Here is a 22,733-nt window from a genome sequence, read left to right on the forward strand (position 1 = left end):
CCCCCGCCGGGGCCTCCAAGCCTACAGCCAGGATGTGAACCCGTGCGGCGGCGCGGGTTTTTTATTGCCCGCTTTCCGGGCGGCGGTACAGACGTACGCCAAGCCGTAGTTGCTCCAGGTACTCTGGATTGTCCGCGTCCGGGGCGAATGTGGTGATGCCGTCCCAGCCATCAGAGCCCACCTCAAACACTGCCAACGCTGGCACGGCCTCACCGTCCACCTGGAAGCGGCTGATGTAGCGACGACGCACCACGGCCTTGTTCTGCGCGTACTGCCATTCCAGCCTCACCCACACTTCGTCCGGGTCAATGAGCGCATCAGCGAGCAACAGCAGCTCGCGCGCGTGACCGCGCTTACTGACCTTCAGAGCGCCGGTTTTGGCATTGGTGAACAGGTCGCGACCGACCACCACGCCATCCCCCACCTTGTCGCGGAAGACGACAGGCTTCGCCTCGGTGGCCCCGAATTCGCCCAGGAAGCGGCCCACGTACTCCTGATCTGTCAGCCCAGTTGGCAACAGTCTGTCGGCGCTCGCTTGGCGAGGCGCAGGCAGCGGGCCAGCCGGCTGACGGTTCGGCAGCCCCGCGCCTTGCACCGAGCTGGTACGGCCGCCGGGCTCCGGCAATGGGTCGTAAGCACGGAGAGGCGGCACCGCCGATGTGAGCCGGGATTGACCAGGCGCGTACTCAAAGCCCGGATCAATGCCCACCGGCACGCGCACGGTGCGCGGCCCATTGGGGCTGTTCACGCCGATGGTCCGGTCTTCGTACTCGACTGCCGGCGCTGGGCCAACCTTCAGCCCCTGCCGCTCAACGTCCCGCTCGCTGAGCATGAACTTCTTGCACTTGCAGCCCCAGCCGTTCTGCGGGGTGTGCGTCGACCACCAGGCATCGTCGAGAGGAAGCACCGTTCCATCCCACGCCAGGTGCTTTGGACGCGGGTTAGCACTGTCACCGTGGCGATACAGGCCATATGGACGCGCCTTACGTAGTTCAGGATCGGCCATCTGAGCTTCGCGGCCAGCGTTGTAGGACTGCCGCAGGTTCGTTTCAAAGATCGTCCGGGTCCGCCATCCGCGACCGCCGTTGTACTCCCAGCCGTGCTGGCTGACGATCTTGTCGAAGTCGGTACGGAACTGCTCCAGGGTGCGGCCATTGGTGATGGCTTTCTCTACGGCGCCGCGCATGTCGGCCAATAGGTCGCGCCTGGTCGTGCCGGCGACGACGAACGCCCAGTCATGTTCTGCCGCATAGATGTCAGTCCAGGCACGGGTCGGCAGGTTGGTCTTGCCCTTGAAATAGTCAATCTGCTCTTGAAACGACAGAGAACCATGCGCTGCACTCATAGAGTTCCTCTAATTGAAAGGGTTAATTGAACCGGGCAATATCTCGTTACTGACCACATGGAGCTGGGTATGGAACCTGACAGAGTTAAGTTGTTACTGGATAAGGAATGGACGCTAGAGGACTTGGCGGTCGTCAGCAAAAACTACAACCAGCTTTATGCGTTCGCATATTCACTGTTGCCGCACCTATCAGCCTATCGCCAGCAACAGGTAATGACGGCCTATGCAAATCTGCCATGGCGAGGCGGGTACAGCACGGTTAACTTTTTCCATCACGTCTTCCGCCACATTCCATTTGATCACCAACCCCAGGTCACCCGAATCACCTACGCTTCGCCCGGCTTTATCGAGCTGGCAGCTATACTTGCTGTGTGCGTTACGGTCTCCAAAATAGTGACGACGGTTGCCAACTCAATCAAAACCGCAAATGACACATACACCTACATTCGCAAGAGCATGCAGGAACGCAAGCTAAGTCAAATCCGCGCAGACCTAGAGGAGGCAGAACTACAAGTACGCACGTTTGAGTTCTGTGAAAAGTCATCTAATGACATGATGCGCATCATGGGCCTGTCCCCTGAAGAGGCTGCTATTTTGGACCAAAGGTCCAAAGGAAATAGGCTGATGAAGCTAAAGCTGCTGATGTCCGTTTACCGAAGAGTTCAGCCGCTGGCCGAGAAGCAAGCTCAAGGCAAGCTCAATGTCCAGGCACCTCTTCCACCTGCGCCCCCACCTCCAACCCCACCGCCGTCTGACTGGCGCGACCCGCTGATCTAAAGCCCTCTGAGCACATCGAAGCGTCCCGCCAGGCTGGCCGAGGTCATTCCCTCGGCCATTGCCAAAGCGAACTGATCAGCGCTCATCTCTGGATACGCTTCAATAAGCCGGTCACGAAATTCATCCAGGCTCGCCACCGAATCCAGCAATTCACGAATCGCACCAACCATGTCGTCCATGGCTGCTGCGCTCGCGCTCGCCAATGTCTTGACCTGGTTATCCACGATGTCGGGAACCGCCCCTGCAGGCGAGCGTTGCTGTTCGCGGTTGGTCGCGGTCGTCACTCCCGGAGCAGCAGGGGTGTCGGGCTTGCCAAGAATTTCGGCGCCCTCTGCCGGCTCAGGGAGACCGAACTTGTCCCGGACTACCGATTGCTCGACCCGCAGTCCTAGCGGCACGAACGCCGACAGTGCGCTGATCAATAGCTCAAGGTTTTCCGGCTGCGGAACGTCGATGATCAGGCGCGGATAGGGTCGCCCTGGTGCAAAGTTCAAGTCACAGAAAGGCCGGACGAACATGCGATTGAGCGTGTTCGACTCTGCCTTGGCATCGGCTTCAAGCAGATCCAGGCGCACTTCGTTGTGAACCTTGGCTTGAGCCATGGATGACCCATCGTCGGCGCTCATTGTCTGCCCAACAATGGCCTTGGACATCTGCTTATCCCACCACTCGGCCAGCCCTTTGAAGAACTCGCCAGCGCCGGCCACGTTTGCGGCCTGAGTGAAGTCGATCCGCATCGAGTCCGGGATAACGGCAGCAGCATCACTGCCCAGGTTCGCCACTGCCGACATCAGGATGCCGATGTCTTCCTTGCTCGCATTCGGCCCATAGCGACCCACCCGCATCGGGATGCCGTAGATGTCGGCAAACCCCATCCAATCTTTCCAGGTCCACGCCTTGCACATGTAGCCAACCGCCGCGAGTCGGGCCAGGCCACCCCGGATCGGCAAGCCAGTGCGCAGGCGGGGGCGATGCACGATGAACTTGTACGGAGCCAAAGGCAGACCATTGACCACGTCCGATTCGTCGAGCAGGCGCAGTTCCTGCCCGGTTTCCCGGTCGTACATAAAGAAGCGTGGGTCACGCCATTCAAAGCGTTCGGGTATCCACGTCTTGCCGCTTCGGTCCCAGATGATCTCTGCCACCGAGTAGCCTTTGCCCAGGGCGTCGGTCAGGTCCGTTTGCAACTCGCCAAACTCCGGCGACCCGACGGCCTCACGCAAAGCGTCGGCCCGGCGAACGTCTTCGACTTCGTCGGTCGCGGCTTCTATGCGGATGTTCAGCCCGGCCAAGGCGAGCTTGCGCGTACCCAGAACAGAGGCGTAATGCAGGTCACGCTCTTCCATTTCTTCAGCGAGTGTCAGGTAGTCGCGGGCATCACCTTCTGCGGCTGCTTGGAGCAAGACCGCAAGCCGGCCAGGTGTCAGCCCACCAGCCACCGAAGGGTGCCAAACCTGCCGCACACCCGTAACACGCGGTGCAGCGACATCCTCAGTGAGCTGATCGTATTCAATGGGGCGACCGTACTTATCGACGATAGGTGAACGAGCCATTACCAGATGCCTTTTCCAGATCGCCAGCCGGCGCCGAGCTTGACCTGACGATCATGCTGGGCCGAGGGCTGGACGCGGTGGTATTCGAAAATTTCAACGTCTTGGCGACTGGCGAAGTCGGCTAGAACCAGTGCGACGCCGGCGTCACCGTGGCGCTTGTCGCCGCCTTTCTCTGAGGTACGCTTCTCGGGAATGCGCGCCACGCCTTTCACGACCCGGAAAGCGCGGACATCCCCCGTCACGTCCTTGTCCGCAGGGATACCGCTGAGGGTGTCATCTTCCAGCGCGGCCTTGAGGGGCGGCATGTTGTCCCGATACCAACCCTCGGTGAACATGACCCGCTCAATGCGGTTGAACCCATACTTCACGGCGGCAGCCTCGGCTATCTGGGAGCCGTTACCCCGAGCGTCATGTGCGCCTTTAAGGAAGTTGGGCAGACGGTCGACCACAAAAAAAAGGATCTGCTCCTGCTGTGCGAACGGCACGTTGCGCAGCTCGACCACGAAGGGAGCCCGCTTGCGTAGATTCTGCTCCTTGAGCAGGGGCCAGAGAACCGAAAGGTCGCCAGAGCGGCCAAAGTCCAGCCCGTAAAAGGATTGAACTCCCACCGGGATAGCCGCAAGCAACGGCAGCAACTCCCGCTCGCACCACTCCAGCGTCTCGGCCAAGCGCAGGTGCTCTGCCGTCGTTTCGTACCCTTGGGGGCACTTGAGTCGAACGACCGGCACGTCTCGACTGGTGCGGCTTTCGATCAGGGCAAGTGAGAAATAGGCACCGCCGCCCTGGCTTGGGATGCAGTCCAGTTCTTCATTCGCCGCATCACCATAGAAGTCGTAGACATCCTGAACCCATGCATCACGCTCGGCCTCTATGAAGGGAATCCCTTTGCGCATGCACACGCGGTCATAGAGCCCGTCTTCCACGGCCTCGCGGAATGTGCAGCGGAATAGCTCCCCCTTGCGCTTACCTGAACGGATTTCTTCAATCAGTTCATTGAAGGCGTTCTCCGTACCGTCGTGCGTGCTGATGACGTGCACTTCACCGCCCCAGATCAGCAGCGCAAGAGCGGCCTTCAGCAACTCAGCAAGATCCTGGTGGAATGCCGCCTCGTCGATGACCACCACACCCTGACGACCGCGAAGGTTGCTAGGTCGGCTAGTCAGCGCAACGATCCGGTGCCCACTGGGGAACACGATGGTGTAGGTCTTGATGTGCTTGTCAGGATCTTCGTCCGGCCAGATGCCTTCCTCGATCTCGCCAGCCGCGTAGTTGAACGCACGAGCCCACATCGCACATGCCTGGATGTACTCAACCGTCATGTCCTGGTTGTAGCCCAGGTAGTACACCGTCTGCCCACCGGCCTTTTTCTCCGACGCCGCGACCAGCACGTTGTCGGCTGCCTCCGCCCACGTCAGTCCAATCCGGCGCGACTTTTCCGCGACTTTCAGCGGGGCGCGGATACCGATCCAATCCTTCTGGTAGCCGAGCAAAACGGATGGTACGTCGACGACCTCGCCCACGCTGACGATATCAGCGAGCGGTGAGCGCGGGTGTGGTGCGGCGTTGCGCGATAGTGCTGTCATGAGGCGACACCAAGAATCTCGCGCCGGATCTCCGCAACGGTCGCAGCGTTGAGCCCACCTTTCTTGGCGATCTTCTCGATCTGATTCGCCGCGGCTTCTGCCTTGGCCCGGACTTCGGTCTTCCATTTCGCCTGGACGACAGAAGCCCGGCCCAGTTCGGCAACGGCCTTAGCCACCTTCGGCAGGTCCATCTTCCCGTCAGCCGCCATCAGCAGCTTGAACAAATGCTCCTGGACAAGTCGCATCAGCGCTTCGTTGACGGCGCCTTCGTCGTCGGGCGCGGCCTGGACGACAGCCTTGGCCTGCTCGCTGGACATCCTCAGCGCAGCCAGCTTGTCTTCGAACTCGCTGCCGTAGCGGTGCAATGCGCTCTTGCCGATTGAATACCCGCGCTCCGCCAGCTCGGCGGCAAGCACCTCATAACCGCTAAAGTTGGATTCGACCAGGTACTGGTCCAACCAGGCTTTCACCTCGGACGGCAGCGCCGCGACTTTGCTACGTGGGGGCATGGGTCAGGACCAATACTTTTCAGGGCGTGCAATGCCGGGGTTACACGGAATGGTGTACTCCGCAATGTCTACGCCGTAGTGCGTCAGGCCGCAGATCCAAACGCCATTGGGTTGCTTGACGAGCGTCACCAGGGAACGGTCGGAGAGGTAGTCCAGTTCGCGGCGCAGTTCCATCGCGGTCGCATCCGGGTAAATGCCCTGAATAGTGGACAGCACGACGGCTTCATGCGGGTCCACGGGACGGCTGGTATTGAGAGTCAGGAGGATGTACCAGCGCAGGGATTCGCGCCGGGCTTTCGCTGGGTCAATCATTGACGTGCTCCTTTGAGCTGTACGTTTTCAAGCTTGAGAGCCAGCGCATCGAGCTTGGCTTCAATCACTGTCTGGTTGCGCACGAAGTCCTCTCGGCGCACGTAATGAAGCGGCATCTCACCGCGCAGGCGCTCCAGGCCGATCTCTACCTGACGAAGCCGGTCTGAATCTTTGGCGAGTTCTTCGAAGCGGCTATCCATCGACTCAAAGCGTTGATCGAGGCGGCGCTCGATAGCGGCAACTACCAGTTTGAGCAGGCCAAAGAACGCGCCTAGCAGTGCGATGCCGGTACTAACCAGTTGCCAAAGCGGCACTTCGATAGTGGTCATCGGCCACCCATCCGCTCGACGTGCTGCTTGCAGGGCACGCAGAGCACCACCCCAGGCACGGCCACCCGGCGCGCTTCAGGGATCGCTTCGCCGCAATACTCGCAATGAGTTGCCGACACACCAGAGCCGCAGGCTTGCGCTGCCAGTTGCGTAGCAATCGCCTGCTCAAGAAACATTTCCTCCACCTCGGAGGCCATGTCAGTTATGTCCATTGTTCGAATTCCATTTGATCAGGTCGTTGAGCTGCGCACGGCAAGTCGAGTAGCGCTCGCTGTTGCGAACGTGGTTGGTGAGCAGATCAGCGCGGGTGATACCGGCAATCAGATCGTCAGAGCTTCCGGCTCCGGCGCTGGCCGCATCAGCTCCGCCGGAGGCAGTGCGGGCGGAAGGCACTGCGACTGCTGAGGTTGTGCCAAAGAGGGCGCTGTTCCACACGCGGACAAAGCCAGCAGTGAAAGCAGCGGGAGGCAGCGGCTCAAGTTGCGCATCCAAGGCGCGGCGATAGAGGCTTGTGACACGTTGAACATCTCCGGTGAGTTTGTCGGTGACGGCGCGCAGCTCGTCTTTTTTGGCAGCGAGTTCCGCTGCCAACTGGATGCCACGCGCCTGCTCGGCGACCAGCTTGTCTGCCTCGACCTGGAGCGCTGTGGCTACCCGCTCTGCGGCCTGGCGCTTTTCAACTTCGTGGGCCAAGGACAGTTGAGCCAACGCCTTATCGCCGCCAGCTTTCGCGGCGGCGAAACCGGCGTCGTAACCAGCGCTGTGATTGATGACCAGTCCGGCGACTGCCAGGCCAAGAGCGAGCAGCCAGCCAAGCACGGGTTTCAGAGCGCTCATGAGCACACCCCCGAACCCCAGCCAGCCGCGATGTACTCAGACTCAAAGCGCTTGAGGATCAACCGGGGATAGCCCCGGTTCTCTGTGAATGCAGCAGCCGAGCGGCCCGCGTTGAACCGCTCGATAGATCCGAACCAGGCCAGCGGATCGGCGCCCTTTGCCGACGCCAACTTGCGGTCGCGGATCAGCCAGCCCAGGCCGCCGTTGTAGGAGGACAGGACCATTGCGGTTTGCTCGCAGAGGTTGCGCGCCTTGATTCGGTCAGCCAGCCAGCGGTCGTAACTGACCAAGGCCATCAAGGACCAGGAAGGGTTGTAGGGCTCGACCTTGCCCAGTGTTTTCGGGAACAACTGAGCGAGCCAGGTGGCGGTAGATGGCATCACCTGGCCCAAGCCTTGCGCCCCGACCGGGGATTTCGCGTTGAACTTCCAGCGGGATTCCTGGTGGACCTGTGCAGCGAAGGTCGCCACCGGCGCATCCAGACCCCACTCCGCATGGGCGATGCGCGTCAGCTCGCGGCGGTATTGCTCTGCGTCAGCAGGAACAGCCGCCTGTACGGCCTTCGGGCAGGAGAGAATCAACACCATAGGGATGGCAAACAGCAACACCAGAGGGGTTAATGAATTGCGCATGGTCAAAGCCCCAGTGTCAGGCCGAGCACGCAGGCCAGCACGATGATTGCTCGACGCAGCCCAGCCCAGGGCTGATGGGCAGCGCGGGTCTGATCTGGTCGTGCATATGGGAACAGGGCGCGGTCGATCCAGTAGCCGAGCACGGCGCCGCCGGTAACCAGCGCGGCCTTGTACAGCACAACTGCAATCTTGGTTGGGGCGATCAGATAGAGCGCGATCAACAGGAGAACAGTGATCAACGCCCAGAAGGTCAGGCGCGGCGCCTTTGGCCGGTGATTGCGCAGACGAGTGCGAAAGTTGTTCATTGATGAACTTCCTTGGTGGGGTTCAGGGTTGAGCGAATGTCGGCAAGAGAGCGGGCGGCAACGACGGGATTACCCCGAACATGTACCGGGGCGCGTTGCTCTTGCCTGGGATGGCTGGGTCTGGTGGAGTAATCGCGAGCGGCTTGACGCTGGTATGCGGCGAACCGCGAGATGACGTATGTGCGCCATTCCTTCGGGCAATCGTCGATCAGTTGTTTACGCGCCACGGCACAGCGCTCGTCGATGACGCGCTGTGCGTACTCCGCTGATTTAGGCTCGTGCTCAAACATGGTCGAATCTGCCAGGAGGGTTGGACCTGGCTAGATTCGCGCGCTACTGGGAGGGGCTGTATTTCTTGCGCGCGCAAGAAAAACCCCGCTCGGGGCGGGGTCTGGGAAGGGTTCGGCTAGTGCAGCCTGGGCGGGATGTCGGCGAACCCGAACAGGTCTGGTTCTGACTTACGGTGTAGCTCGCGCTGTCGCGCAATGATGTCATAGACCGCCTGGCTTGAAAGGTTGAACTTGCGGGCCAACTCGTCTGGACGTCGATTCTGCTCACGCCACTCTCGAAAAATTTCCGCATCGCGCAGCGCCCGACGCAGGGGATCACCGCGAGGAACGTACACAACCGCACCTCCCATGGTTTTGCAGATCGCATACACGACAGCGCGGGCGATCTGCGGAACCTGATCCAGCCTATCTGGCAGCACCTCGCGCAACTTTATTTCAGCGAGGGTAGCCATTTCATGGATCGTGCCTTCCCATTTGGCCAGAACTACCGGGTCTTTCATATGCGCGAGCACTTTACCCGGCTCCAGCTTGTCGATTTCGCCGCTGTCGAACAGCTCTCCATTACTCATGCTGCCTCCCATGCCGTTTGGCGTCATAGGCCAGAGCAGCAACAACACCGCGCAGTTGCTCCGGGTTGAGCCAGTCCAGCTTCTCTATTTTGTATAAGCGTTTGGCGATCCCGTCCGCGTACTCCCACGGCCTACCAGCCGCCGCCAACTGGGCTTCGATTTTGCCGACGAGCTTTTCCCGACCTGCCGCCGGTCTCGGCTTGGCTGTGCTGCGCTTCGGCTGGAAGCCCAGGCGCTCCAGTTCTTGCAGCACCTTCGCAGCTTCAAGCGGACTCAAGTCCTTGGCAGAGGTCTTGCCCACGATCCGGCTCAGCAAAGCCCTGTAGGTATCGTCGTCTAGGCCGAGGTCTTTCTTCGCAATGTGGATCTTGCTCAGTTGCTGGTTGCGCCGGTTCATGATGTCCCCAGTGCCAGCGTCGCCGTGCTGGTCATGCCGTGGTTAAGGCGCACGTCTGATGCAGCAAGCAGGCCGTGCATTGAGTCGCTGAGCGCTCGCAGACCGAAGCGCTGGCGTGTAGTCGCGGTCCGGTCACGCGGTGTTTTGTCGACCAACTGCGGGTAGTGATGGGTAAGATACAGCTCAACTGCCGGCGAAAGACTCCCGTTGGCGAAGGTCATGACCTGTTCATAAACAGCACTTACCCACGCCTCGCAGAACACGTCGCCGCGACGGATCTTCGTTGCCAGCTTGCAGTTCTTCAGCTTGGTAAGCGTGAAGTCTCGCCGCGCCTGTCGCACCTGGCGCAGTAGCACGGTCATGGTGTAGCTCGCGACCTCCGCGATTTCACCGATGAAGTTCCAACGCCCGGCGCCCATTGCAAACAACACCTTGCAGGCGTACGCCTTTGCCACTGTGTTAGCCAACTGGCTTTCCCATTTCGATGGCGTCTGCTTGGCACCCGCGATGGCGGCACTTTCCTCCACGCCTGACATGTCGACGTCGGCCTGGCCGACGCCGTACTCACGCATCAGTGCTTGGGCCTGCCGCATTGCCGCTGCCGCTTCGTGCGGGTTGTCGCTCATCGCCAACCGGAGACATTTCTTGATCTTGTCCAGGGCCTTCTTACGGTCCATGTGTGTTCCTGCCAAATTACGCCGCAACGCGGCTTAGAAGTCCTTACCCAACGGTCTCGATGTCGAGTTATTGCGGCATGATCCCGCCCTTGAAAGCCATGTCACGGCGCCTTCCAGAACAGCAAGTGGGGACAGGAGTTTCGCCAGGGCACTCCCGCAGGACAGGCTCCAAGGTTTCCTTGCCGCAGATACGGCAGAGATATTTGAAGTGGGTTGGAATGCTCTGCTTGACCACTTGCACCTGTTCAGGCGGTCGACGGTCTTGATTCTTGGGCTCATTTTCAGACTGCTGCATATCGCTTCCTCGGCTGCTCGTCAGTACCCGGCCACCATGGCGGGCAGACCGCCCCGGTTTCCCGAGGCGGTTTCGCTTTAGTGGATGGTCGGTTTTGTCTGCAACAGTTCCAGGGTCGCTTTGCAGACCTCACAGTCACAGCCCGGCATGGGCGAGCTGATGGGCAGAGCAATGCGCCCAAGCAACCTGGCGCCATTCACCATGGCGTCCACGACGCGGCCCGCAGGGCTGCTGTGCAAATCGCTGTGGTTGTCGATGCTGATGGAAACAGTGCCTTCGTTGTCGTCTACGGTGATGTTGAACTTGGCCATCGGACTACTCTTTCAATTCGGGGAATGGGTGGTGGGGGATCAGTGCAGCGTCGACGGCGCCTGATCGGCGACGAAGATGCTGGCGATGTCGAGCGGGATTGGTGCGTACTGATCCGATGTCCCGATTCGCTCATAGACCCGGATGTAGCTCTTCGAGCCCACCACCTGGACGGCATCACTGATGGCCTGCATTGCGCGTTGCCACCGCTCGTCTTGGATCTCAAGGCGACGCAGACCGAGCACGCGGCCTGTGCTGATTTCGCCGGCCTTGTCGGCGCGGAATGCCTCGTTGACCAGGACACGCACTTCGCTGCGCGCATCCTGAGTCCACTCAATCGCGCATTCGTCGATCAGCGCACGGGCGGCCTGTAGGCGCTCGTCGAATTTGATCGAGTCCTGTACCGCGTGGATGATCTTGAAGCGCCCGTCAAACGACAGGAGCGTGACGTTCCCTTTCTTGCCGCCGATGGTCGCGCCGTACTGCTCGGCGGACATCTCAACGAAAGCCTTGATGTCACCGAAAGCCGCGACTTTGAACTGCGACAGCGCTGCCGATACTGCCTTGGCGCGGTTGACCAGTTCGCTGACCAGTTCGTCGCGGGCCAGGTCGATTGGCTTAATCATGTCGACCGGGACCAGGTGCCCCTTCGCGTCTTTGCGGAATCCTTCTGGGATGTTGTTCATTAACTCTGTTCCATGTTTGTCTGTTGAATGGCCTGGCCTTGCAACGTCGCAACTGCCTTCATGGCCCGCTTTTTTGAGTCTTCTATCTGCTCATCCGATTTGAGCGAGGCACCTGGATTCGCCCGGCGCTTCATAGCCCCCATGAGCTGGTCCAGGGCCGCATTCCCGGTCTGCAACTGTTTGTCGGTTCGCTTCGGCTTCGGGATCTGCACCGGCAACTCTGCGCCCGGCATGGCACGCAGTAGCTGAGCCGGAGCGGGCCAGCGCTCGCAGGTAGCGAACAGCGTTTCGAACCCCTTGCGAATGCGGGGACCGTCGACGTGCTCTTCCCGTTTGCTACCTTTGCTGAGCGCGACAAGCCAGACATCGAGCGTCATGGTGATTGCGTCAGCCGCTGGGGCGCCGTCCAGGCGCAATGCGACCAAGCCCATCAGGCCGCTCGCGAGTTCGCGCTCTAGCCACTTCTCAACCACGAATCCTTGCCTCCAGCGCGCTCATGGCCGACACGGTCTGACTTTCCTTCCGTGGCGATACCGACACGCTGCGTCCTTCTGGTGCCAAAGCCAGCGCGCTACTGCTCGCACCGGGCTGGTATTGCGTCATGACCTGATACAGCCAGCCATGCCCCTTGAGTGGTGTGACCAACTTCCCGTTCTCGCGGGCTGTAAGGGTCTGCTCGATGGCCCACAACCAGCACTCGGGCGGGGCCTCATAGACTTGGCGGTCGCGCTCGATGCGCTGGGCCTGGACATTGGGCAGCAGCTCGCCGAGCAGCTTCGCAACGCGGTCCATAGTCAGCTCGCGGGTTTCCGGTCGGAACAGACCGAGGTAACGCACCAGGGCGTGACCGAGCGGGCCGGACATCTTGAAGGCGATGCCCAGCGCCTCGCGGGCGCCGTCGTGCGCAATCAGCGCGTCCAGGGACAGGGTGGTCCCGCAGTTCGGGCAACGGGTACGCATCAATGGAACCCCGCCCAGCGGACTTTGAGACGACCGCCGCAGGCCGAGGCAATCGGCGCAGGGTGGCTGCGAAACCACTCGATCTGCTCGACCGTCCACTCACCGTCCTCCCCGCAGGGGGGCATAAGACGGTCGTAGGCTTCAACCGCCTCGCGAAACCATTCAGCGACTTCATGGCTGGGGAACGACCGGATCGGCGTGCCGTCTCCAGCTTCCACGACCCACGCCTCTTTCGTGACCCCGCTCACGCGACCTACAGACTGTTCCGACGCGAAGGAACTGAACGAAACATTTGCGGTCGCATCAAACGGAAAGTTGCGACCGTGATGCCGAATGGCAGAAAGAAGGCGATCCAACTGATCAGCCTGGTGGCCTGCTGACTGGTACGTCAGTGCGAAGCCAACGCACCGTCCGGCGAAGTGCAGTTGAATCAGCGCCGAGCCCCTTACATGAATCTGAATTTCCTTAGTGAGTTGCTGCATTTCCGTTGCCTCCACAGTTCGGATTGAAGGGGCATTGCTGACATGCCCGCCAGTGCTGCATTGCCATGGGGTTGTGAGTCGGTGCGGAGCGCTGATAAAAGCCTTGGCACTGCTCGACCGTCAGGGCTTCCCCAACGGCCATGCACTCGATACGGCCAAGCACTTCCATCACGCGGCGCTCAACGCTGGCGGTGCTCGGGCTTGAATACTTGTTCGCAAGGATCAGGCTGACCGTCGTGCGGCTCATACCGATACGCTTGCTTGCACGGGTTCGGTCTGTCGCACCCGCCTCAGCGGCGAGCAGGCGGACGAACAAGGGCGGCTCAGCGCCCCACGCGGAGATATCCACTCGGGTCATTGCAGACCTCCAGACTCTCCCGGTTCAGCCAGCTCAAGGCGCGTCCGCTCAACCAGATCAGCAGGGGGCTTCGCTTTTCTTGCAGCAACGTCCATCCACTCAGCCAGAAGATCGCGGCTGCGGATCAGAGCAATTCCCGGCTCCACCAAACTCCGATCCGCATCGATAGAGCCAGTCGTCTTCACGAATACCAACTTGCTCAGATTCGGGTCATAGACTTGGAGAGAGTCCAACTGTCGAATCTCGGGCGGACGAGGGCCGGTGTTCTTCCCGCTGACCAGGCGGTAGGTGTGGGAGACCTTGCCTTCTGTTTCGCTTTTCTCCAGATACCCCGCTTCCGCCAACGCATTCAGGTACTTGCGAATCTTATGCGGAGCTAATGAGGCGTCACCTACAGCGGCAGTTTGTCGGACGTCCTCAACACTTAGCTCACCGCCCAAGATTCGTAGAGTCCGCCAAATATTTTCGGCAGCAAGATGAAAGTGCGTGCGAAGCCCATTGCTATCCAAGCGGGGATGCTCGACCCCTTCATCATGGACAAGCGCGAATACTCGACCCACTTTGCCCTCAGGCGTATCAATCACCTGGATGATTCCCGCCTTGGTCAGCGCGTGGAAATAGCGATTGATAACCCTAGGCACTTGACCACTTCGCCTTGCAATGTCGTTAATCGAGAAGCCAGGAGCAAGCAGCCGTATTGACTCCCAGATACGTTGCTTTGGATCTTTCGAACCCAGTGCAACAAGGCTGGATCTGCGACCGGCCATTAGCTCGCCCTCCTGATAGGAGCTTCGCCGGTAAACCAACCACGCTTACCCCAAGTCGCAAGATCAATGCGCTCAAACATGTTGACCGAAGCTTCACTTTGCACGCGGTGCAAGTTCACTGCTGCTCGACGCAGGCAACCCCGAGTCTCCTTGGCAAGATCTTCAAGCAGGTCATCCGCAAGGTTTAGCTCTGGGTAGTTCGCCTCTGCGAATTTCCTCAAGTCAATGGAAGTGGCTGGCTGTGCTGGCACCCATTCGAGCACGCGATTGTGCAGGCGCTCCAGCTTCGCTAGTGAGCTTGGAACCCGCTCCTCACCAATCAGAACAATGGTTCCTTGGCTCGCGTTATAGAGATCGGTGAGCAGGTTTGCGATGGATTTGTCCAGCATGTACTGAACGTCATCGACAATCAGAGGGCGCATTGAACGCGAGAGTTGCTCTGCGACCTGATCAAGCATGACGCTCAACGACCCACCAGGGACGATTGCCATGTCCTTCAGGATCGCGAGAAGGAATGCCTTTTTAGACCACGTATCACGACATTCCACGTAATAGGCGCGGTGCAGGTTCGCAGCGTAGGACGCTGCAACACTTTTCCCAAACCCACTCGGACCGTACATAACGACCAACCCGGGAAGGCCCACAGGGCGTGCCTGAGCACGCTTCATAGCTCCACCCAACAAACCAACATTTGTCAGAGCGACGATTTTAGTTACACTCACTTTGCTTACTCCTGTAAACGGCGTGTTGGCGCACGCCGGCTGTCACGAATGCGGGCTGGTTATCAGCCCGCGTACTTTTCAAATCCATCCATCAGTTCACGCTGGTAAATAAGATCTGGATGGGTCGAATAGACCTTCCACCAGCGCGCCTCATCCAGTTCCAGCACCTCTCCCGACGCTTGCTTTTGGTCCAAGACCATCCACAGCCGATACCGCTCCACATCATTCGCAGGGATCACAAAGACCTCGCGTGTGGACTGCATCTCCTCAGCAAACTCCAACGCCGCCGCAAGCTCGATAGTGGAGAGATGGGCTGACGGCGCTGTCGCGGGGGCGATCATGTCTACGCGATGACCGGTGAGCGTTTCCAGCTTATCCACAGCACGCTTGTATTGGCCTTGCTGCCTCTTTTCACGCGCAATTTCCACCATGGTTAGTGGCATGTAATCGGTGCTGTTTCCATCGAGCTTGGCCGCGCCGATCAATTCACCATTCGACGTATAAGCCCAGACTTGGCTAGCATCTCTAACGTCGTATGCAATGCGTATTTCTTGGCCATGAAAGGCCTTTAGATCCGCCATAAAATAGGTATTACCTGCCCATGCAATCTCACCACGCCTAGTAGTTCTGGCGACTTGCGGACGTATGAGCGAATCCACTAGCGCAGTTGAAGCGCACATTGGCTCCCAACCTTCGGCAATAGCTGTTTGCCAAGCCTCGTTGGGCGTCATATGACGGAGGAGACCACTTTCTGTGTCGCGAACCTTCGTTAACCCTCGATGCGGCGTGCTGTTGTAGTCGGCGATTTCCTGCTCTATGCCAGCCATGAACAAACCGAATTCAGGGATAAGTTGAGATTTACCGGTCTGACGTAACTGCCTGCGGCCGATACGATGCACTTTTGTGCCCGCGTGTTTATCCATGTCGGCGCCGATATAGGAAGTGAGCTTTTTTGCAGCACGTACCCATATAGTCTGGTGCCCCCGCTCCGAAAGTCCGCGAGCCTGGCTGTTATATGGCAATGAGTGGGTCATCGTCCCCCCCAACCGATCCACAACCTCACGAACTGTGTCGTTGGCGAAGCCCGACCCGTTGTCGACGTAGAAGATCGAAAACATACACTCGCGAATTGCATCCCGCAGTGCATCTAGAACACCGATAGCCGACTCAGCTTCCCCTACTGAAACCCCAACCACGCGCCGTGTTGCAACGTCAAGAACAGTAGTTATTTCAGGACGGTAAGGTTTGCCAGTAAGGGGGTTGATAACCTCTGCATCAAACTTGTGACCATCTGCGGTATATACGTCACCTGGATACAGGTTTTTTGTAGAGCGGCGGGTGAACGGTTTAAGCGCCTTTAGCTCTTGTGAACTCATACGTCCTACGTTCAATGCGTCAGGCGACAATTTCTTCAGAAAGCGTTGAACCGCATGAATGCTCGGTAAATCTCCCTGCCACTTGACCGAGAACTCAGAGTAGCTGGCTGCAACACTTGGCTTCGTGGGCCGCTGATAACAACGCAAGAACAATCCAGCCCAATCGGGAACATCTAAGTTCGCCCGCTGACGCAATGGGGCTAGAGCCAGTTCGTTTCGGTTAGCTGTGCGCCAAGTTGAAAGCCAGCGCTTGAGGGTGCGTTCCGATAAACCACGCCCTTCGGTTTTACGGTCGTTTGCAAGCTCTACCCGCTGTTGGAGATATGGAGATAGCTGACCGCCCTGGGCATGCTTAACCAGTGTGTCTATTGCCGCATTCTGCGAAACAACCCCCATCAGGCGCTCGACTTCACGACAGAACGCCAATCGAGCGAGCATGACCGAGCGCTGTTTATCATTCAGGCGCGAGGACGAGCCGGTACATTTCTCGTCTTGGCACGGGCCGCTTATAGCCAGCGACTGAGAGTCACCGTCCGATTCAGCGACAGACTTTGACAAGATTGCAGCCTGAGTCTCCGGCGGCAAATCGACGAGGCAATACTCGGTCGCCTTGGAGCCTGCCCGCTTCCGGCCTTGCCAGTCAGCCTTAGCTCTTATCTGGATGGCTCTTTCGGTGCCGGGCATGCCTGGCAATCCCGCAAGTTCGCGGGCGGTAAACCAGCCAAGTTGATTGTTCATCTATCCGAACCTGTTATGTGTTCTTGGTAATAAGCGTTAGACTTCTAGCCGTTTTCCGAAGGCGTCTAGTTACGCGGGCTTCGTTGGCGGCTAGGGTTGCCATCGCTGTTCCAACGGTCAGGCCAAATTTGTTCCGGCTTGAGGCCGATGGCTTTGGCGATTGCCGCCTCCATCCTTGGATAAGGACCGCGCTTCACGTTGTGAAGGGCGTTGCGTTCGACGCCCAGTTGTCTCGCGAGCGCAGACAAAGAGGTGCCGTGGGCGCGGAGCTGGAACTTGATCCACTCCCACCGCATAGCCGGGTCCTTCGGAATTCCGTTAGCTGGTTTCATTTTCTGTTTCCGTGGCCACTGAAAAAGGTGGTTTTTTTGGGGGTTCTAACGTTCCCTTGTGAATAAGCTAGCCGTTTTCGGAAAGCCATACAACAGAAAACAGAAGATTCGTTTACGGTTTTTGGCATTGCCTTACCAGAAAACGACGTAAACCCCTGATCCTTCAACAGTTTTTCGGAAAGCGAAATTTCGGATTGCCCGACAAACGGCATTTCGCTTTCCCACCACTGGAAAACGAAATGTCCGAGACAGATACCCAGGCATTCGCCAAGGCATTGGGAGAGCGCATCAGGACGTGTGCCGGCATAGCGGGGAGCGGCGAAGAGCTGTCCCGCAGAACAGGCATCCCCAGGAGCACGCTGGAGTCTTACCTGAACGGCGAGAGCGAACCTAAGGTTTCGCGTCTTTTGTCTATTGCGCACGCCGTAGAGGCTGACATTGAGTGGCTTGTTACGGGCCAGGCCCGGCAGGTAGCAGCCGACACACCTGCCGAAGACGAGGTCTACGCATACATACCTCTCTATGACGCCTGCATCAGCCAAGGGCACGGCGCATGGACTGAGGGAGCGAGAGTGCTAACGAAGCTAGCCTTTACGCGGTACAGCCTGCGTAAGAAGGGGCTGGCACCAGAAATGCTGGCGGCGGTACGAGTGGATGGAGACTCTAACGAACCGATCCTCGGTGACGGGGATACGGTGATGGTCGACTTGAGCCGAAACGTGCTCCAGGGCGAAGCGTTTTACGTGATTCGTCTGGACGACCTGCTATACGCCAAGCGCCTACAGCGCCTCTTCGACGGGGGCGTCAAGATCATCAGCGCTAACCCCGCCTATGACCCAATGATAGTTCCACCAGACCGGTTGAACACCCTACATATCATTGGCCGGGTCGTTTGGGCTGGCGGCTGGATGATCTAACCGCTAGATGCCAAAGGGCCCGCTAAATGCGGGCCCTTTGCGTTCAATCCTGAATTTATCGTTTGGCGGTCCTTTGGCACCGTTGGGTTCCGCCTCGGCCACTTGAACCCCAGTCTTTCCTAGGTCGTCCGGCCTCTTCCCACTTCTTCCCCCCTCATTTCGTTTAGTGCCATAGACAACACCTCCTCACACCCGGCACCGCTCAAGATCCGCTCCAACAAGAAAAGGCACCGGCCTCGCCGATGCCAACCGAAGTACCGCAGCGTACTCATCCTTGCCTTGGAGTCCGTCATGACCAACGCAGCGTCACCCGCACCGCTTATCGAAAAACACACGATCGGCTACGTGCCGCCCGAAGATCGCCATGGAAAGGTCCGGGATCTGTTCACCCTCTGGTTCGGCGGCAATATCGCCCCGCTGCCGATCGTCACCGGGGCCCTTGGGGTCCAGTTGTTTCATCTGAATCTGGTCTGGGGCATCGTCGCCATCCTCGTCGGCCACCTGGTCGGCGGCGTGCTGATGGCCCTGCACTCGGCACAGGGCCCGCAGATGGGCATTCCGCAAATGATCCAGAGCCGCGCCCAGTTCGGCTCGCTCGGCGCCCTGCTGGTGGTGGTGATCGCCGGGGTGATGTACATCGGCTTCTTCGCCTCCAACATCGTCCTCGCCGGCAAGTCGCTGCATGGCGTGGTGGACAGCGTGCCGGTACCGGTGGGCATCGTCATCGGCGCCCTCGGTTCGGGGATCATCGGCATCATCGGCTACCGCTTCATCCATGTGCTCAACCGCATCGGCACCTGGGTGCTGGGCATCGGCATCGTGCTGGGCTTCGGCTACATCCTCACGCACATCCAGACCGACGATTTCCTCACCCGCGGCGGTTTCAACCTCTCCGGCTGGCTGGCCACGGTGTCCCTGGCGGCGCTCTGGCAGATCGCCTTCGCACCCTATGTTTCAGACTATTCGCGCTACCTGCCGGCCGACGTGCCAGTGGCGGCGACGTTCTGGACCACCTATCTGGGGTCGGCGCTGGGTTCGAGCCTGTCATTCGTGTTTGGCGCAGTGGCCGTGCTGGCGACCCCGGCGGGCATGGACACCATGGACGCAGTCAAACTCGCCACCGGCGCTATCGGGCCGCTGATGCTGGTCTTGTTCCTGCTCAGCGTGATCAGCCACAACGCCCTCAACCTGTACGGCGCGGTGCTGTCGCTGATTACTCTGGTGCAAACCTTCGCCTGGCGCTGGATTCCCACTGCCAAGAGCCGTGCGGTGCTGTCGGTGATCGTGTTGCTCGGTTGCAGCATCGTCGCGGTGTTCGCCTCGAAAGACTTCATCGGCCACTTCGTCGACATGGTGCTGGTGCTACTGGTGGTTCTGGTGCCGTGGACGGCGATCAACCTGATCGACTTCTACGCGATCCACAAAGGTGACTACGACATCCAGTCGATCTTCAAGGTCGATGGCGGTATCTACGGCCGCTACAACCCGCAGGCGCTGCTGGCCTACGCGATCGGCATCGCGGTGCAGATTCCGTTCATGAACACGCCGCTGTATGTCGGGCCGGTGTCGGCGCACATCAACGGCGCTGATCTGTCATGGCTGGTAGGGTTGGCGGTGACTTCGCCGTTGTATTACTGGCTGGCGAACCGCGACAGCGCTTATCGGCGTCGCCAGGTGAGTGCGAAGCTGGTGGCTGGGGTTTGAGGTCGCCGTCAGGTGGTCAAGGCACCCGCTCTCTGTGATGGAGGGCGGGTGTTTTTTATGGGGCGGCCTTCGCAACGGTTCGCGCCCTGAAAAGCTCGCGTCTACAGCGCCACCAGGAGGCCTGGTTGCATCGCTGTTCGCAGGATCCGGAACACAGCGGCGGGCTATCGCCCCCGCTTCAACAACACTATAAAAAACACACCCCCCAGCGCCGCCGTCGCCACACCAATCGGCAAATCCTCAGGTGCAATCAGCGTTCTGGCCGCCACATCGACCCACACCAGAAACACCGCGCCCAAGGCCGCACTGACCGGTAGCAGCCGACGGTTCTCCGCGCCCACCAGGCGGCGCGCCATGTGCGGCACCATCAACCCGACAAAGCCAATGGCCCCCGACAACGAAACCAGCACCCCGGTCAGCAAGGACGTGCACAGAAACACCTGAATACGCAGACGCCGCCCGCTGAAGCCCAGACTGATGGCGGTCTGTTCACCACTCATCAGCGCATTGAGCCCGCGAGCCATCACCCACAGCGCCAGCATGCAAGCCGCCACGCACAACGCCGGCAACCAGATCACCTCCCAGCGCGCCGAGCCCAGGCCGCCGAGCATCCAGAACACCACCGACGCCGCGGCATGCTGCTCGCCGGTGAACAGCAGCAGGTTCACCCCCGCCATCAGCACGAACGATACCGCCACACCGGCGAGCAACAGCCGGTCGCTTTCGAGGCGCCCGTCCCGTCGGGCCACCGCCAGCACCAGCAGCATGCTGCCCGCAGCGCCGATGAACGCCGCCAGCGGCAGGCTGAAGATGCCGATGAATTCGCCGAGGTAAAGGATCACCAATACCGCGCCCAGCGCCGCGCCGGAGCTGACGCCGAGCAGGTGCGGATCCGCCAGCGGATTGCGGGTTACCGCCTGCAACGCGGTGCCGACCAACGCGAGGCCCGCGCCGACCAGCGCACCAAGCAGCACCCGGGGCGCGCGGATCAGCCAGACGATATGTTCCTGTCCCGCACTCCAGTTCGCCGGCAGTTCAAGCCCGGCCTGCCGGCCGATGATCCCCCAGACAGTGCTCAGCGGAATCACCGCGGGCCCGAACGCCAGCGCGACCACGCACGACAGCAGAATGACCAGCAGCAAGGTCGCGAGCAGCCCGCGATAAGCGGCATGGCTTCGGATCAGCATCAGTGCGATTCCTGTGCGAACAGCCGTGGGTGCAGGCCCGCGGCGAGTTTTTCGATGGCGATGGCGTTCTCCACCGACGGCGTGACTTCCAGATAGGTCAGCACCACAAAACGCTGCTCACGAACGGCCCGCACCGTTTGCAGCGCTGGATGGCGCAACAGGAAATCACGTTTCTGCTGCCAGCTCAGCGGGCCATAGTCGACGATCGCGATGACCTCCGGGTCGCGCTCCACCACGCTTTCCCAGTTCACCTGGGTCCAGCTGGCAGCGACGTCATCCATGATGTTGTGCCCGCCGGCAGCATCGATCAGCGCCTGGGGCATGCCGAGGCGGCCCGAGGTGGTAGGCCGGTCTTCGCCGCTGTCGTAGAGGAATACCCGCGGTGCTTCCGGCGCCTGCCGGACCGTGTTGCCGACCGCGTCGATGCGTGCGCGCATCTGGCCGACCAGCGCCTGGGCCCGGTCTTCGACGGAGAAGATCCGCCCCAGGTTCGTCAGGTCGCGGTACACGTCATCCAGGCTGGCGCGCGGCTGTTTCATGACCCATGAGCAGGATTCGCTGAGTTCATAGACAGGAATGCCGAACGCTGCCAGGGACGTCGGGGTCAGCGGGCCACCGATGCGCATGCCGTAGTTCCAGCCGGCGAAGAACAGGTCCGCGTCTACCGCCAGCAGCGTTTCAACGGACGGATAACGGCTGGCAAGCTGCGGCACACCTTGCAGCGCCTCGCTGATCCAGGGATCGCGGTGCTTGGTGGCGGTGAAACCGGTGTAGCCGGCCAGGCGCTCGCGCACGCCCAGGTGCAGGAGCATGCCCGTCATATTCACATCGTGAACGACGACCCGTTGCGGCGCCTTGTTCAGGGTGACGTCACGCTCGCAACTGCGGACAGTGAGTGGGTAATCGCTGGCCAGCGACGGCGCCGCCGCCAACGCCAGCATCAGGCCGGCAAGTAACCGATAGTTCATGGTTGAGTGATCCAGGTGATACGTGGATAGGCGTGCAGCGGGTGGCTGTCGACCAGCGCCCGCACCCCGAAAACGTGGTGCAGAAGCTCACTGGTCAGGACCTCGGCCGGCGTTCCGCTGGCGACGATGCGGCCCTCGGCGATGACGCAAAGCCGGTCGCAAAACGCCGCCGCCAGGTTCAGGTCATGAAAACTGGCGAGGACGCTCAGGTCGAGGCTGCGCAGATGGCCCAGGAGTTCGAGCTGATAACGCGGGTCGAGGTGGTTGGTCGGTTCGTCGAGAATCAACAGGCCAGGCTGTTGCACCAAGGCCCGGGCCAGCAGCACGCGCTGTTTTTCGCCACCGGACAGGCTGGCGAAACTGCGCAGCGCGCACGCCGTGAGCCCTACCCGTTCCAGCGCCTGTGCTACCTGCGCGGCATCGTCCGCACTGTCGCCATCGAACAGGCCTTGATGCGGGGTACGACCCATGGCCACGACGTCCGCAACAGTCAGGCCGAATTCCTGGGGAAACTCCTGCAGCACCACGGCAATGCGCTGTGCGCACCAGCGCGGGGTGCGCCGCCACAGGTTCTCGCCGTCCAGCGTCACGCTGCCCATGGCCGGTTCATAGGCACGGTAGGCGCAGCGCAACAGGCTGGTCTTGCCGCTGCCGTTAGGACCGATCAGGCCGACGAATTCGCCCTTGCCGACCTGCAGGTGGATATCCCGCAGCAGCCAGAGCGGATTGCGGTCACGGCCGGGGGCGGCCCAGGCCAGCCCCTCGATACTGAGTGAGGACATTCAGTCTCCGTGCGCCCCCGTCGGGGGCGCGGCAG

General features: G+C 60.2%; 30 protein-coding genes and 1 other RNA gene. 3 read left to right on the plus strand and 28 right to left on the minus strand.

The features are described 5' to 3' along the window. Positions 1–61: 61 nt before the first annotated feature. A complete protein-coding gene (locus tag DM374_RS24240) occupies positions 62–1,345 on the minus strand; it encodes a PBECR2 nuclease fold domain-containing protein (protein WP_110972151.1) in 1,284 nt (427 codons plus the stop codon). 69 nt (positions 1,346–1,414) lie between these two features. Here DM374_RS24240 and DM374_RS24245 point away from each other — a divergent pair, with 69 nt between their 5' ends. Further along, complete coding sequence (locus DM374_RS24245; RefSeq protein WP_110972152.1) at positions 1,415–2,122, plus strand: hypothetical protein; 708 nt, start codon at positions 1,415–1,417, stop codon at positions 2,120–2,122. On the opposite strand, the gene DM374_RS24250 is transcribed toward DM374_RS24245, so the two are convergent. From DM374_RS24250 to DM374_RS24360, 24 genes are all read right to left on the minus strand, one after another. Beyond that, complete coding sequence (locus DM374_RS24250; RefSeq protein WP_110972153.1) at positions 2,119–3,675, minus strand: DUF935 domain-containing protein; 1,557 nt, start codon at positions 3,673–3,675, stop codon at positions 2,119–2,121. The genes DM374_RS24245 and DM374_RS24250 overlap by 4 nt on opposite strands. Then, on the minus strand, positions 3,675–5,258 hold the full coding sequence (locus tag DM374_RS24255) for a hypothetical protein (RefSeq protein ID WP_225422579.1): 1,584 nt from the start codon (positions 5,256–5,258) through the stop codon (positions 3,675–3,677). The genes DM374_RS24250 and DM374_RS24255 overlap by 1 nt, the downstream gene beginning before the upstream one ends. Further along, on the minus strand, positions 5,255–5,767 hold the full coding sequence (locus DM374_RS24260) for a DUF3486 family protein (RefSeq protein ID WP_110972154.1): 513 nt from the start codon (positions 5,765–5,767) through the stop codon (positions 5,255–5,257). The genes DM374_RS24255 and DM374_RS24260 overlap by 4 nt, the downstream gene beginning before the upstream one ends. A gap of 3 nt (positions 5,768–5,770) precedes the next feature. Next, entirely contained in the window at positions 5,771–6,079 is a 309-nt protein-coding gene (locus DM374_RS24265; RefSeq protein ID WP_110972155.1) for a hypothetical protein, read from the minus strand. Continuing rightward, entirely contained in the window at positions 6,076–6,408 is a 333-nt protein-coding gene (locus DM374_RS24270; protein ID WP_110972156.1) for a hypothetical protein, read from the minus strand. The genes DM374_RS24265 and DM374_RS24270 overlap by 4 nt, the downstream gene beginning before the upstream one ends. After that, complete coding sequence (locus DM374_RS24275) at positions 6,405–6,620, minus strand: TraR/DksA C4-type zinc finger protein (protein ID WP_177431600.1); 216 nt, start codon at positions 6,618–6,620, stop codon at positions 6,405–6,407. The genes DM374_RS24270 and DM374_RS24275 overlap by 4 nt, the downstream gene beginning before the upstream one ends. Next, the gene (locus tag DM374_RS24280; protein WP_157969743.1) at positions 6,607–7,245 is read right to left on the minus strand and encodes a DNA-packaging protein; all 639 of its coding nucleotides are present in this window, start codon (positions 7,243–7,245) and stop codon (positions 6,607–6,609) included. The genes DM374_RS24275 and DM374_RS24280 overlap by 14 nt, the downstream gene beginning before the upstream one ends. Then, positions 7,242–7,832, minus strand: coding sequence for a transglycosylase SLT domain-containing protein (locus tag DM374_RS24285; protein ID WP_225422581.1), 591 nt, complete (start codon positions 7,830–7,832; stop codon positions 7,242–7,244). The genes DM374_RS24280 and DM374_RS24285 overlap by 4 nt, the downstream gene beginning before the upstream one ends. A gap of 47 nt (positions 7,833–7,879) precedes the next feature. Further along, the gene (locus tag DM374_RS24290; protein ID WP_110972159.1) at positions 7,880–8,182 is read right to left on the minus strand and encodes a putative holin; all 303 of its coding nucleotides are present in this window, start codon (positions 8,180–8,182) and stop codon (positions 7,880–7,882) included. Continuing rightward, on the minus strand, positions 8,179–8,472 hold the full coding sequence (locus tag DM374_RS33265; protein ID WP_157969744.1) for a hypothetical protein: 294 nt from the start codon (positions 8,470–8,472) through the stop codon (positions 8,179–8,181). The genes DM374_RS24290 and DM374_RS33265 overlap by 4 nt, the downstream gene beginning before the upstream one ends. Before the next feature lie 116 nt (positions 8,473–8,588). Further along, the gene (locus DM374_RS24295) at positions 8,589–9,041 is read right to left on the minus strand and encodes a Mor transcription activator family protein (protein WP_110972160.1); all 453 of its coding nucleotides are present in this window, start codon (positions 9,039–9,041) and stop codon (positions 8,589–8,591) included. After that, positions 9,034–9,438 carry a gp16 family protein gene (locus tag DM374_RS24300; protein ID WP_110972161.1) on the minus strand — a complete coding sequence of 135 codons (405 nt, stop codon included), beginning with the start codon at positions 9,436–9,438 and terminating at the stop codon, positions 9,034–9,036. Before DM374_RS24300 ends, DM374_RS24295 begins: the two co-directional genes overlap by 8 nt. Further along, positions 9,435–10,115, minus strand: coding sequence for a DUF2786 domain-containing protein (locus tag DM374_RS24305; RefSeq protein ID WP_110972162.1), 681 nt, complete (start codon positions 10,113–10,115; stop codon positions 9,435–9,437). The genes DM374_RS24300 and DM374_RS24305 overlap by 4 nt, the downstream gene beginning before the upstream one ends. A 302-nt stretch (positions 10,116–10,417) precedes the next feature. Next, an RNA gene (locus DM374_RS24310) (hammerhead ribozyme type II) lies at positions 10,418–10,488 on the minus strand. Next, positions 10,488–10,721: a hypothetical protein gene (locus tag DM374_RS24315; RefSeq protein WP_110972163.1), complete on the minus strand. Its 234-nt coding sequence runs from the start codon at positions 10,719–10,721 to the stop codon at positions 10,488–10,490. The genes DM374_RS24310 and DM374_RS24315 overlap by 1 nt, the downstream gene beginning before the upstream one ends. 39 nt (positions 10,722–10,760) lie before the next feature. Beyond that, positions 10,761–11,405, minus strand: a complete 645-nt coding sequence (locus DM374_RS24320; RefSeq protein ID WP_110972164.1) for a DUF3164 family protein — start codon at positions 11,403–11,405, stop codon at positions 10,761–10,763. Continuing rightward, the gene (locus tag DM374_RS24325; RefSeq protein ID WP_110972165.1) at positions 11,405–11,878 is read right to left on the minus strand and encodes a hypothetical protein; all 474 of its coding nucleotides are present in this window, start codon (positions 11,876–11,878) and stop codon (positions 11,405–11,407) included. Before DM374_RS24325 ends, DM374_RS24320 begins: the two co-directional genes overlap by 1 nt. Further along, positions 11,871–12,365: a hypothetical protein gene (locus DM374_RS24330; protein ID WP_110972166.1), complete on the minus strand. Its 495-nt coding sequence runs from the start codon at positions 12,363–12,365 to the stop codon at positions 11,871–11,873. The genes DM374_RS24325 and DM374_RS24330 overlap by 8 nt, the downstream gene beginning before the upstream one ends. Next, positions 12,365–12,847, minus strand: a complete 483-nt coding sequence (locus DM374_RS24335; protein ID WP_110972167.1) for a hypothetical protein — start codon at positions 12,845–12,847, stop codon at positions 12,365–12,367. The genes DM374_RS24330 and DM374_RS24335 overlap by 1 nt, the downstream gene beginning before the upstream one ends. Continuing rightward, complete coding sequence (locus DM374_RS24340) at positions 12,831–13,205, minus strand: hypothetical protein (RefSeq protein ID WP_110972168.1); 375 nt, start codon at positions 13,203–13,205, stop codon at positions 12,831–12,833. The genes DM374_RS24335 and DM374_RS24340 overlap by 17 nt, the downstream gene beginning before the upstream one ends. After that, a complete protein-coding gene (locus DM374_RS24345) occupies positions 13,202–13,972 on the minus strand; it encodes a hypothetical protein (RefSeq protein WP_110972169.1) in 771 nt (256 codons plus the stop codon). The genes DM374_RS24340 and DM374_RS24345 overlap by 4 nt, the downstream gene beginning before the upstream one ends. After that, on the minus strand, positions 13,972–14,694 hold the full coding sequence (locus DM374_RS24350) for an AAA family ATPase (protein WP_110972170.1): 723 nt from the start codon (positions 14,692–14,694) through the stop codon (positions 13,972–13,974). The genes DM374_RS24345 and DM374_RS24350 overlap by 1 nt, the downstream gene beginning before the upstream one ends. Positions 14,695–14,756: 62 nt before the next feature. Then, a complete protein-coding gene (locus DM374_RS24355; protein WP_110972171.1) occupies positions 14,757–16,808 on the minus strand; it encodes a Mu transposase C-terminal domain-containing protein in 2,052 nt (683 codons plus the stop codon). A 65-nt stretch (positions 16,809–16,873) separates the two neighbouring features. Continuing rightward, the gene (locus DM374_RS24360) at positions 16,874–17,140 is read right to left on the minus strand and encodes a helix-turn-helix domain-containing protein (RefSeq protein ID WP_095157153.1); all 267 of its coding nucleotides are present in this window, start codon (positions 17,138–17,140) and stop codon (positions 16,874–16,876) included. A gap of 239 nt (positions 17,141–17,379) precedes the next feature. On the opposite strand from DM374_RS24360, the gene DM374_RS24365 reads away from it, so the two are divergent. Both DM374_RS24365 and DM374_RS24370 read left to right on the plus strand, forming a co-directional pair. Beyond that, the gene (locus DM374_RS24365) at positions 17,380–18,057 is read left to right on the plus strand and encodes an XRE family transcriptional regulator (RefSeq protein WP_110972172.1); all 678 of its coding nucleotides are present in this window, start codon (positions 17,380–17,382) and stop codon (positions 18,055–18,057) included. Positions 18,058–18,348: 291 nt separating this feature from the next. After that, positions 18,349–19,761, plus strand: coding sequence for a purine-cytosine permease family protein (locus DM374_RS24370; RefSeq protein WP_110972173.1), 1,413 nt, complete (start codon positions 18,349–18,351; stop codon positions 19,759–19,761). A 164-nt stretch (positions 19,762–19,925) separates the two neighbouring features. Here the strand turns inward: DM374_RS24370 and DM374_RS24375 are convergent, their stop codons facing one another. From DM374_RS24375 to DM374_RS24385, 3 genes are read right to left on the minus strand one after another with little or no spacing between them, the layout of a single operon-like run. Next, positions 19,926–20,951, minus strand: coding sequence for a FecCD family ABC transporter permease (locus DM374_RS24375; protein ID WP_404821373.1), 1,026 nt, complete (start codon positions 20,949–20,951; stop codon positions 19,926–19,928). After that, positions 20,948–21,931, minus strand: a complete 984-nt coding sequence (locus DM374_RS24380; RefSeq protein ID WP_404821374.1) for an ABC transporter substrate-binding protein — start codon at positions 21,929–21,931, stop codon at positions 20,948–20,950. The genes DM374_RS24375 and DM374_RS24380 overlap by 4 nt, the downstream gene beginning before the upstream one ends. Next, complete coding sequence (locus DM374_RS24385) at positions 21,913–22,698, minus strand: ABC transporter ATP-binding protein (protein WP_110972176.1); 786 nt, start codon at positions 22,696–22,698, stop codon at positions 21,913–21,915. The genes DM374_RS24380 and DM374_RS24385 overlap by 19 nt, the downstream gene beginning before the upstream one ends. Positions 22,699–22,733 lie beyond the last annotated feature (35 nt).

It is taken from the genome of Pseudomonas huaxiensis (genome assembly GCF_003231275.1).
Classification (GTDB): Bacteria; Pseudomonadota; Gammaproteobacteria; order Pseudomonadales; family Pseudomonadaceae; genus Aquipseudomonas; species Aquipseudomonas huaxiensis.

Bases quoted from the DNA above. Each gene is read 5' to 3' on its own strand.
- DM374_RS24240 (WP_110972151.1), bottom strand. From the start codon at position 1,345: ATGAGTGCAGCGCATGGTTCTCTGTCGTTTCAAGAGCAGATTGACTAT.
- DM374_RS24245 (WP_110972152.1), top strand. From the start codon at position 1,415: ATGGAACCTGACAGAGTTAAGTTGTTACTGGATAAGGAATGGACGCTA.
- DM374_RS24250 (WP_110972153.1), bottom strand. From the start codon at position 3,675: ATGGCTCGTTCACCTATCGTCGATAAGTACGGTCGCCCCATTGAATAC.
- DM374_RS24255 (WP_225422579.1), bottom strand. From the start codon at position 5,258: ATGACAGCACTATCGCGCAACGCCGCACCACACCCGCGCTCACCGCTC.
- DM374_RS24260 (WP_110972154.1), bottom strand. From the start codon at position 5,767: ATGCCCCCACGTAGCAAAGTCGCGGCGCTGCCGTCCGAGGTGAAAGCC.
- DM374_RS24265 (WP_110972155.1), bottom strand. From the start codon at position 6,079: ATGATTGACCCAGCGAAAGCCCGGCGCGAATCCCTGCGCTGGTACATC.
- DM374_RS24270 (WP_110972156.1), bottom strand. From the start codon at position 6,408: ATGACCACTATCGAAGTGCCGCTTTGGCAACTGGTTAGTACCGGCATC.
- DM374_RS24275 (WP_177431600.1), bottom strand. From the start codon at position 6,620: ATGGACATAACTGACATGGCCTCCGAGGTGGAGGAAATGTTTCTTGAG.
- DM374_RS24280 (WP_157969743.1), bottom strand. From the start codon at position 7,245: ATGAGCGCTCTGAAACCCGTGCTTGGCTGGCTGCTCGCTCTTGGCCTG.
- DM374_RS24285 (WP_225422581.1), bottom strand. From the start codon at position 7,832: ATGGTGTTGATTCTCTCCTGCCCGAAGGCCGTACAGGCGGCTGTTCCT.
- DM374_RS24290 (WP_110972159.1), bottom strand. From the start codon at position 8,182: ATGAACAACTTTCGCACTCGTCTGCGCAATCACCGGCCAAAGGCGCCG.
- DM374_RS33265 (WP_157969744.1), bottom strand. From the start codon at position 8,472: ATGTTTGAGCACGAGCCTAAATCAGCGGAGTACGCACAGCGCGTCATC.
- DM374_RS24295 (WP_110972160.1), bottom strand. From the start codon at position 9,041: ATGAGTAATGGAGAGCTGTTCGACAGCGGCGAAATCGACAAGCTGGAG.
- DM374_RS24300 (WP_110972161.1), bottom strand. From the start codon at position 9,438: ATGAACCGGCGCAACCAGCAACTGAGCAAGATCCACATTGCGAAGAAA.
- DM374_RS24305 (WP_110972162.1), bottom strand. From the start codon at position 10,115: ATGGACCGTAAGAAGGCCCTGGACAAGATCAAGAAATGTCTCCGGTTG.
- DM374_RS24315 (WP_110972163.1), bottom strand. From the start codon at position 10,721: ATGGCCAAGTTCAACATCACCGTAGACGACAACGAAGGCACTGTTTCC.
- DM374_RS24320 (WP_110972164.1), bottom strand. From the start codon at position 11,405: ATGAACAACATCCCAGAAGGATTCCGCAAAGACGCGAAGGGGCACCTG.
- DM374_RS24330 (WP_110972166.1), bottom strand. From the start codon at position 12,365: ATGCGTACCCGTTGCCCGAACTGCGGGACCACCCTGTCCCTGGACGCG.
- DM374_RS24335 (WP_110972167.1), bottom strand. From the start codon at position 12,847: ATGCAGCAACTCACTAAGGAAATTCAGATTCATGTAAGGGGCTCGGCG.
- DM374_RS24340 (WP_110972168.1), bottom strand. From the start codon at position 13,205: ATGACCCGAGTGGATATCTCCGCGTGGGGCGCTGAGCCGCCCTTGTTC.
- DM374_RS24345 (WP_110972169.1), bottom strand. From the start codon at position 13,972: ATGGCCGGTCGCAGATCCAGCCTTGTTGCACTGGGTTCGAAAGATCCA.
- DM374_RS24355 (WP_110972171.1), bottom strand. From the start codon at position 16,808: ATGAACAATCAACTTGGCTGGTTTACCGCCCGCGAACTTGCGGGATTG.
- DM374_RS24360 (WP_095157153.1), bottom strand. From the start codon at position 17,140: ATGAAACCAGCTAACGGAATTCCGAAGGACCCGGCTATGCGGTGGGAG.
- DM374_RS24365 (WP_110972172.1), top strand. From the start codon at position 17,380: ATGTCCGAGACAGATACCCAGGCATTCGCCAAGGCATTGGGAGAGCGC.
- DM374_RS24370 (WP_110972173.1), top strand. From the start codon at position 18,349: ATGACCAACGCAGCGTCACCCGCACCGCTTATCGAAAAACACACGATC.
- DM374_RS24385 (WP_110972176.1), bottom strand. From the start codon at position 22,698: ATGTCCTCACTCAGTATCGAGGGGCTGGCCTGGGCCGCCCCCGGCCGT.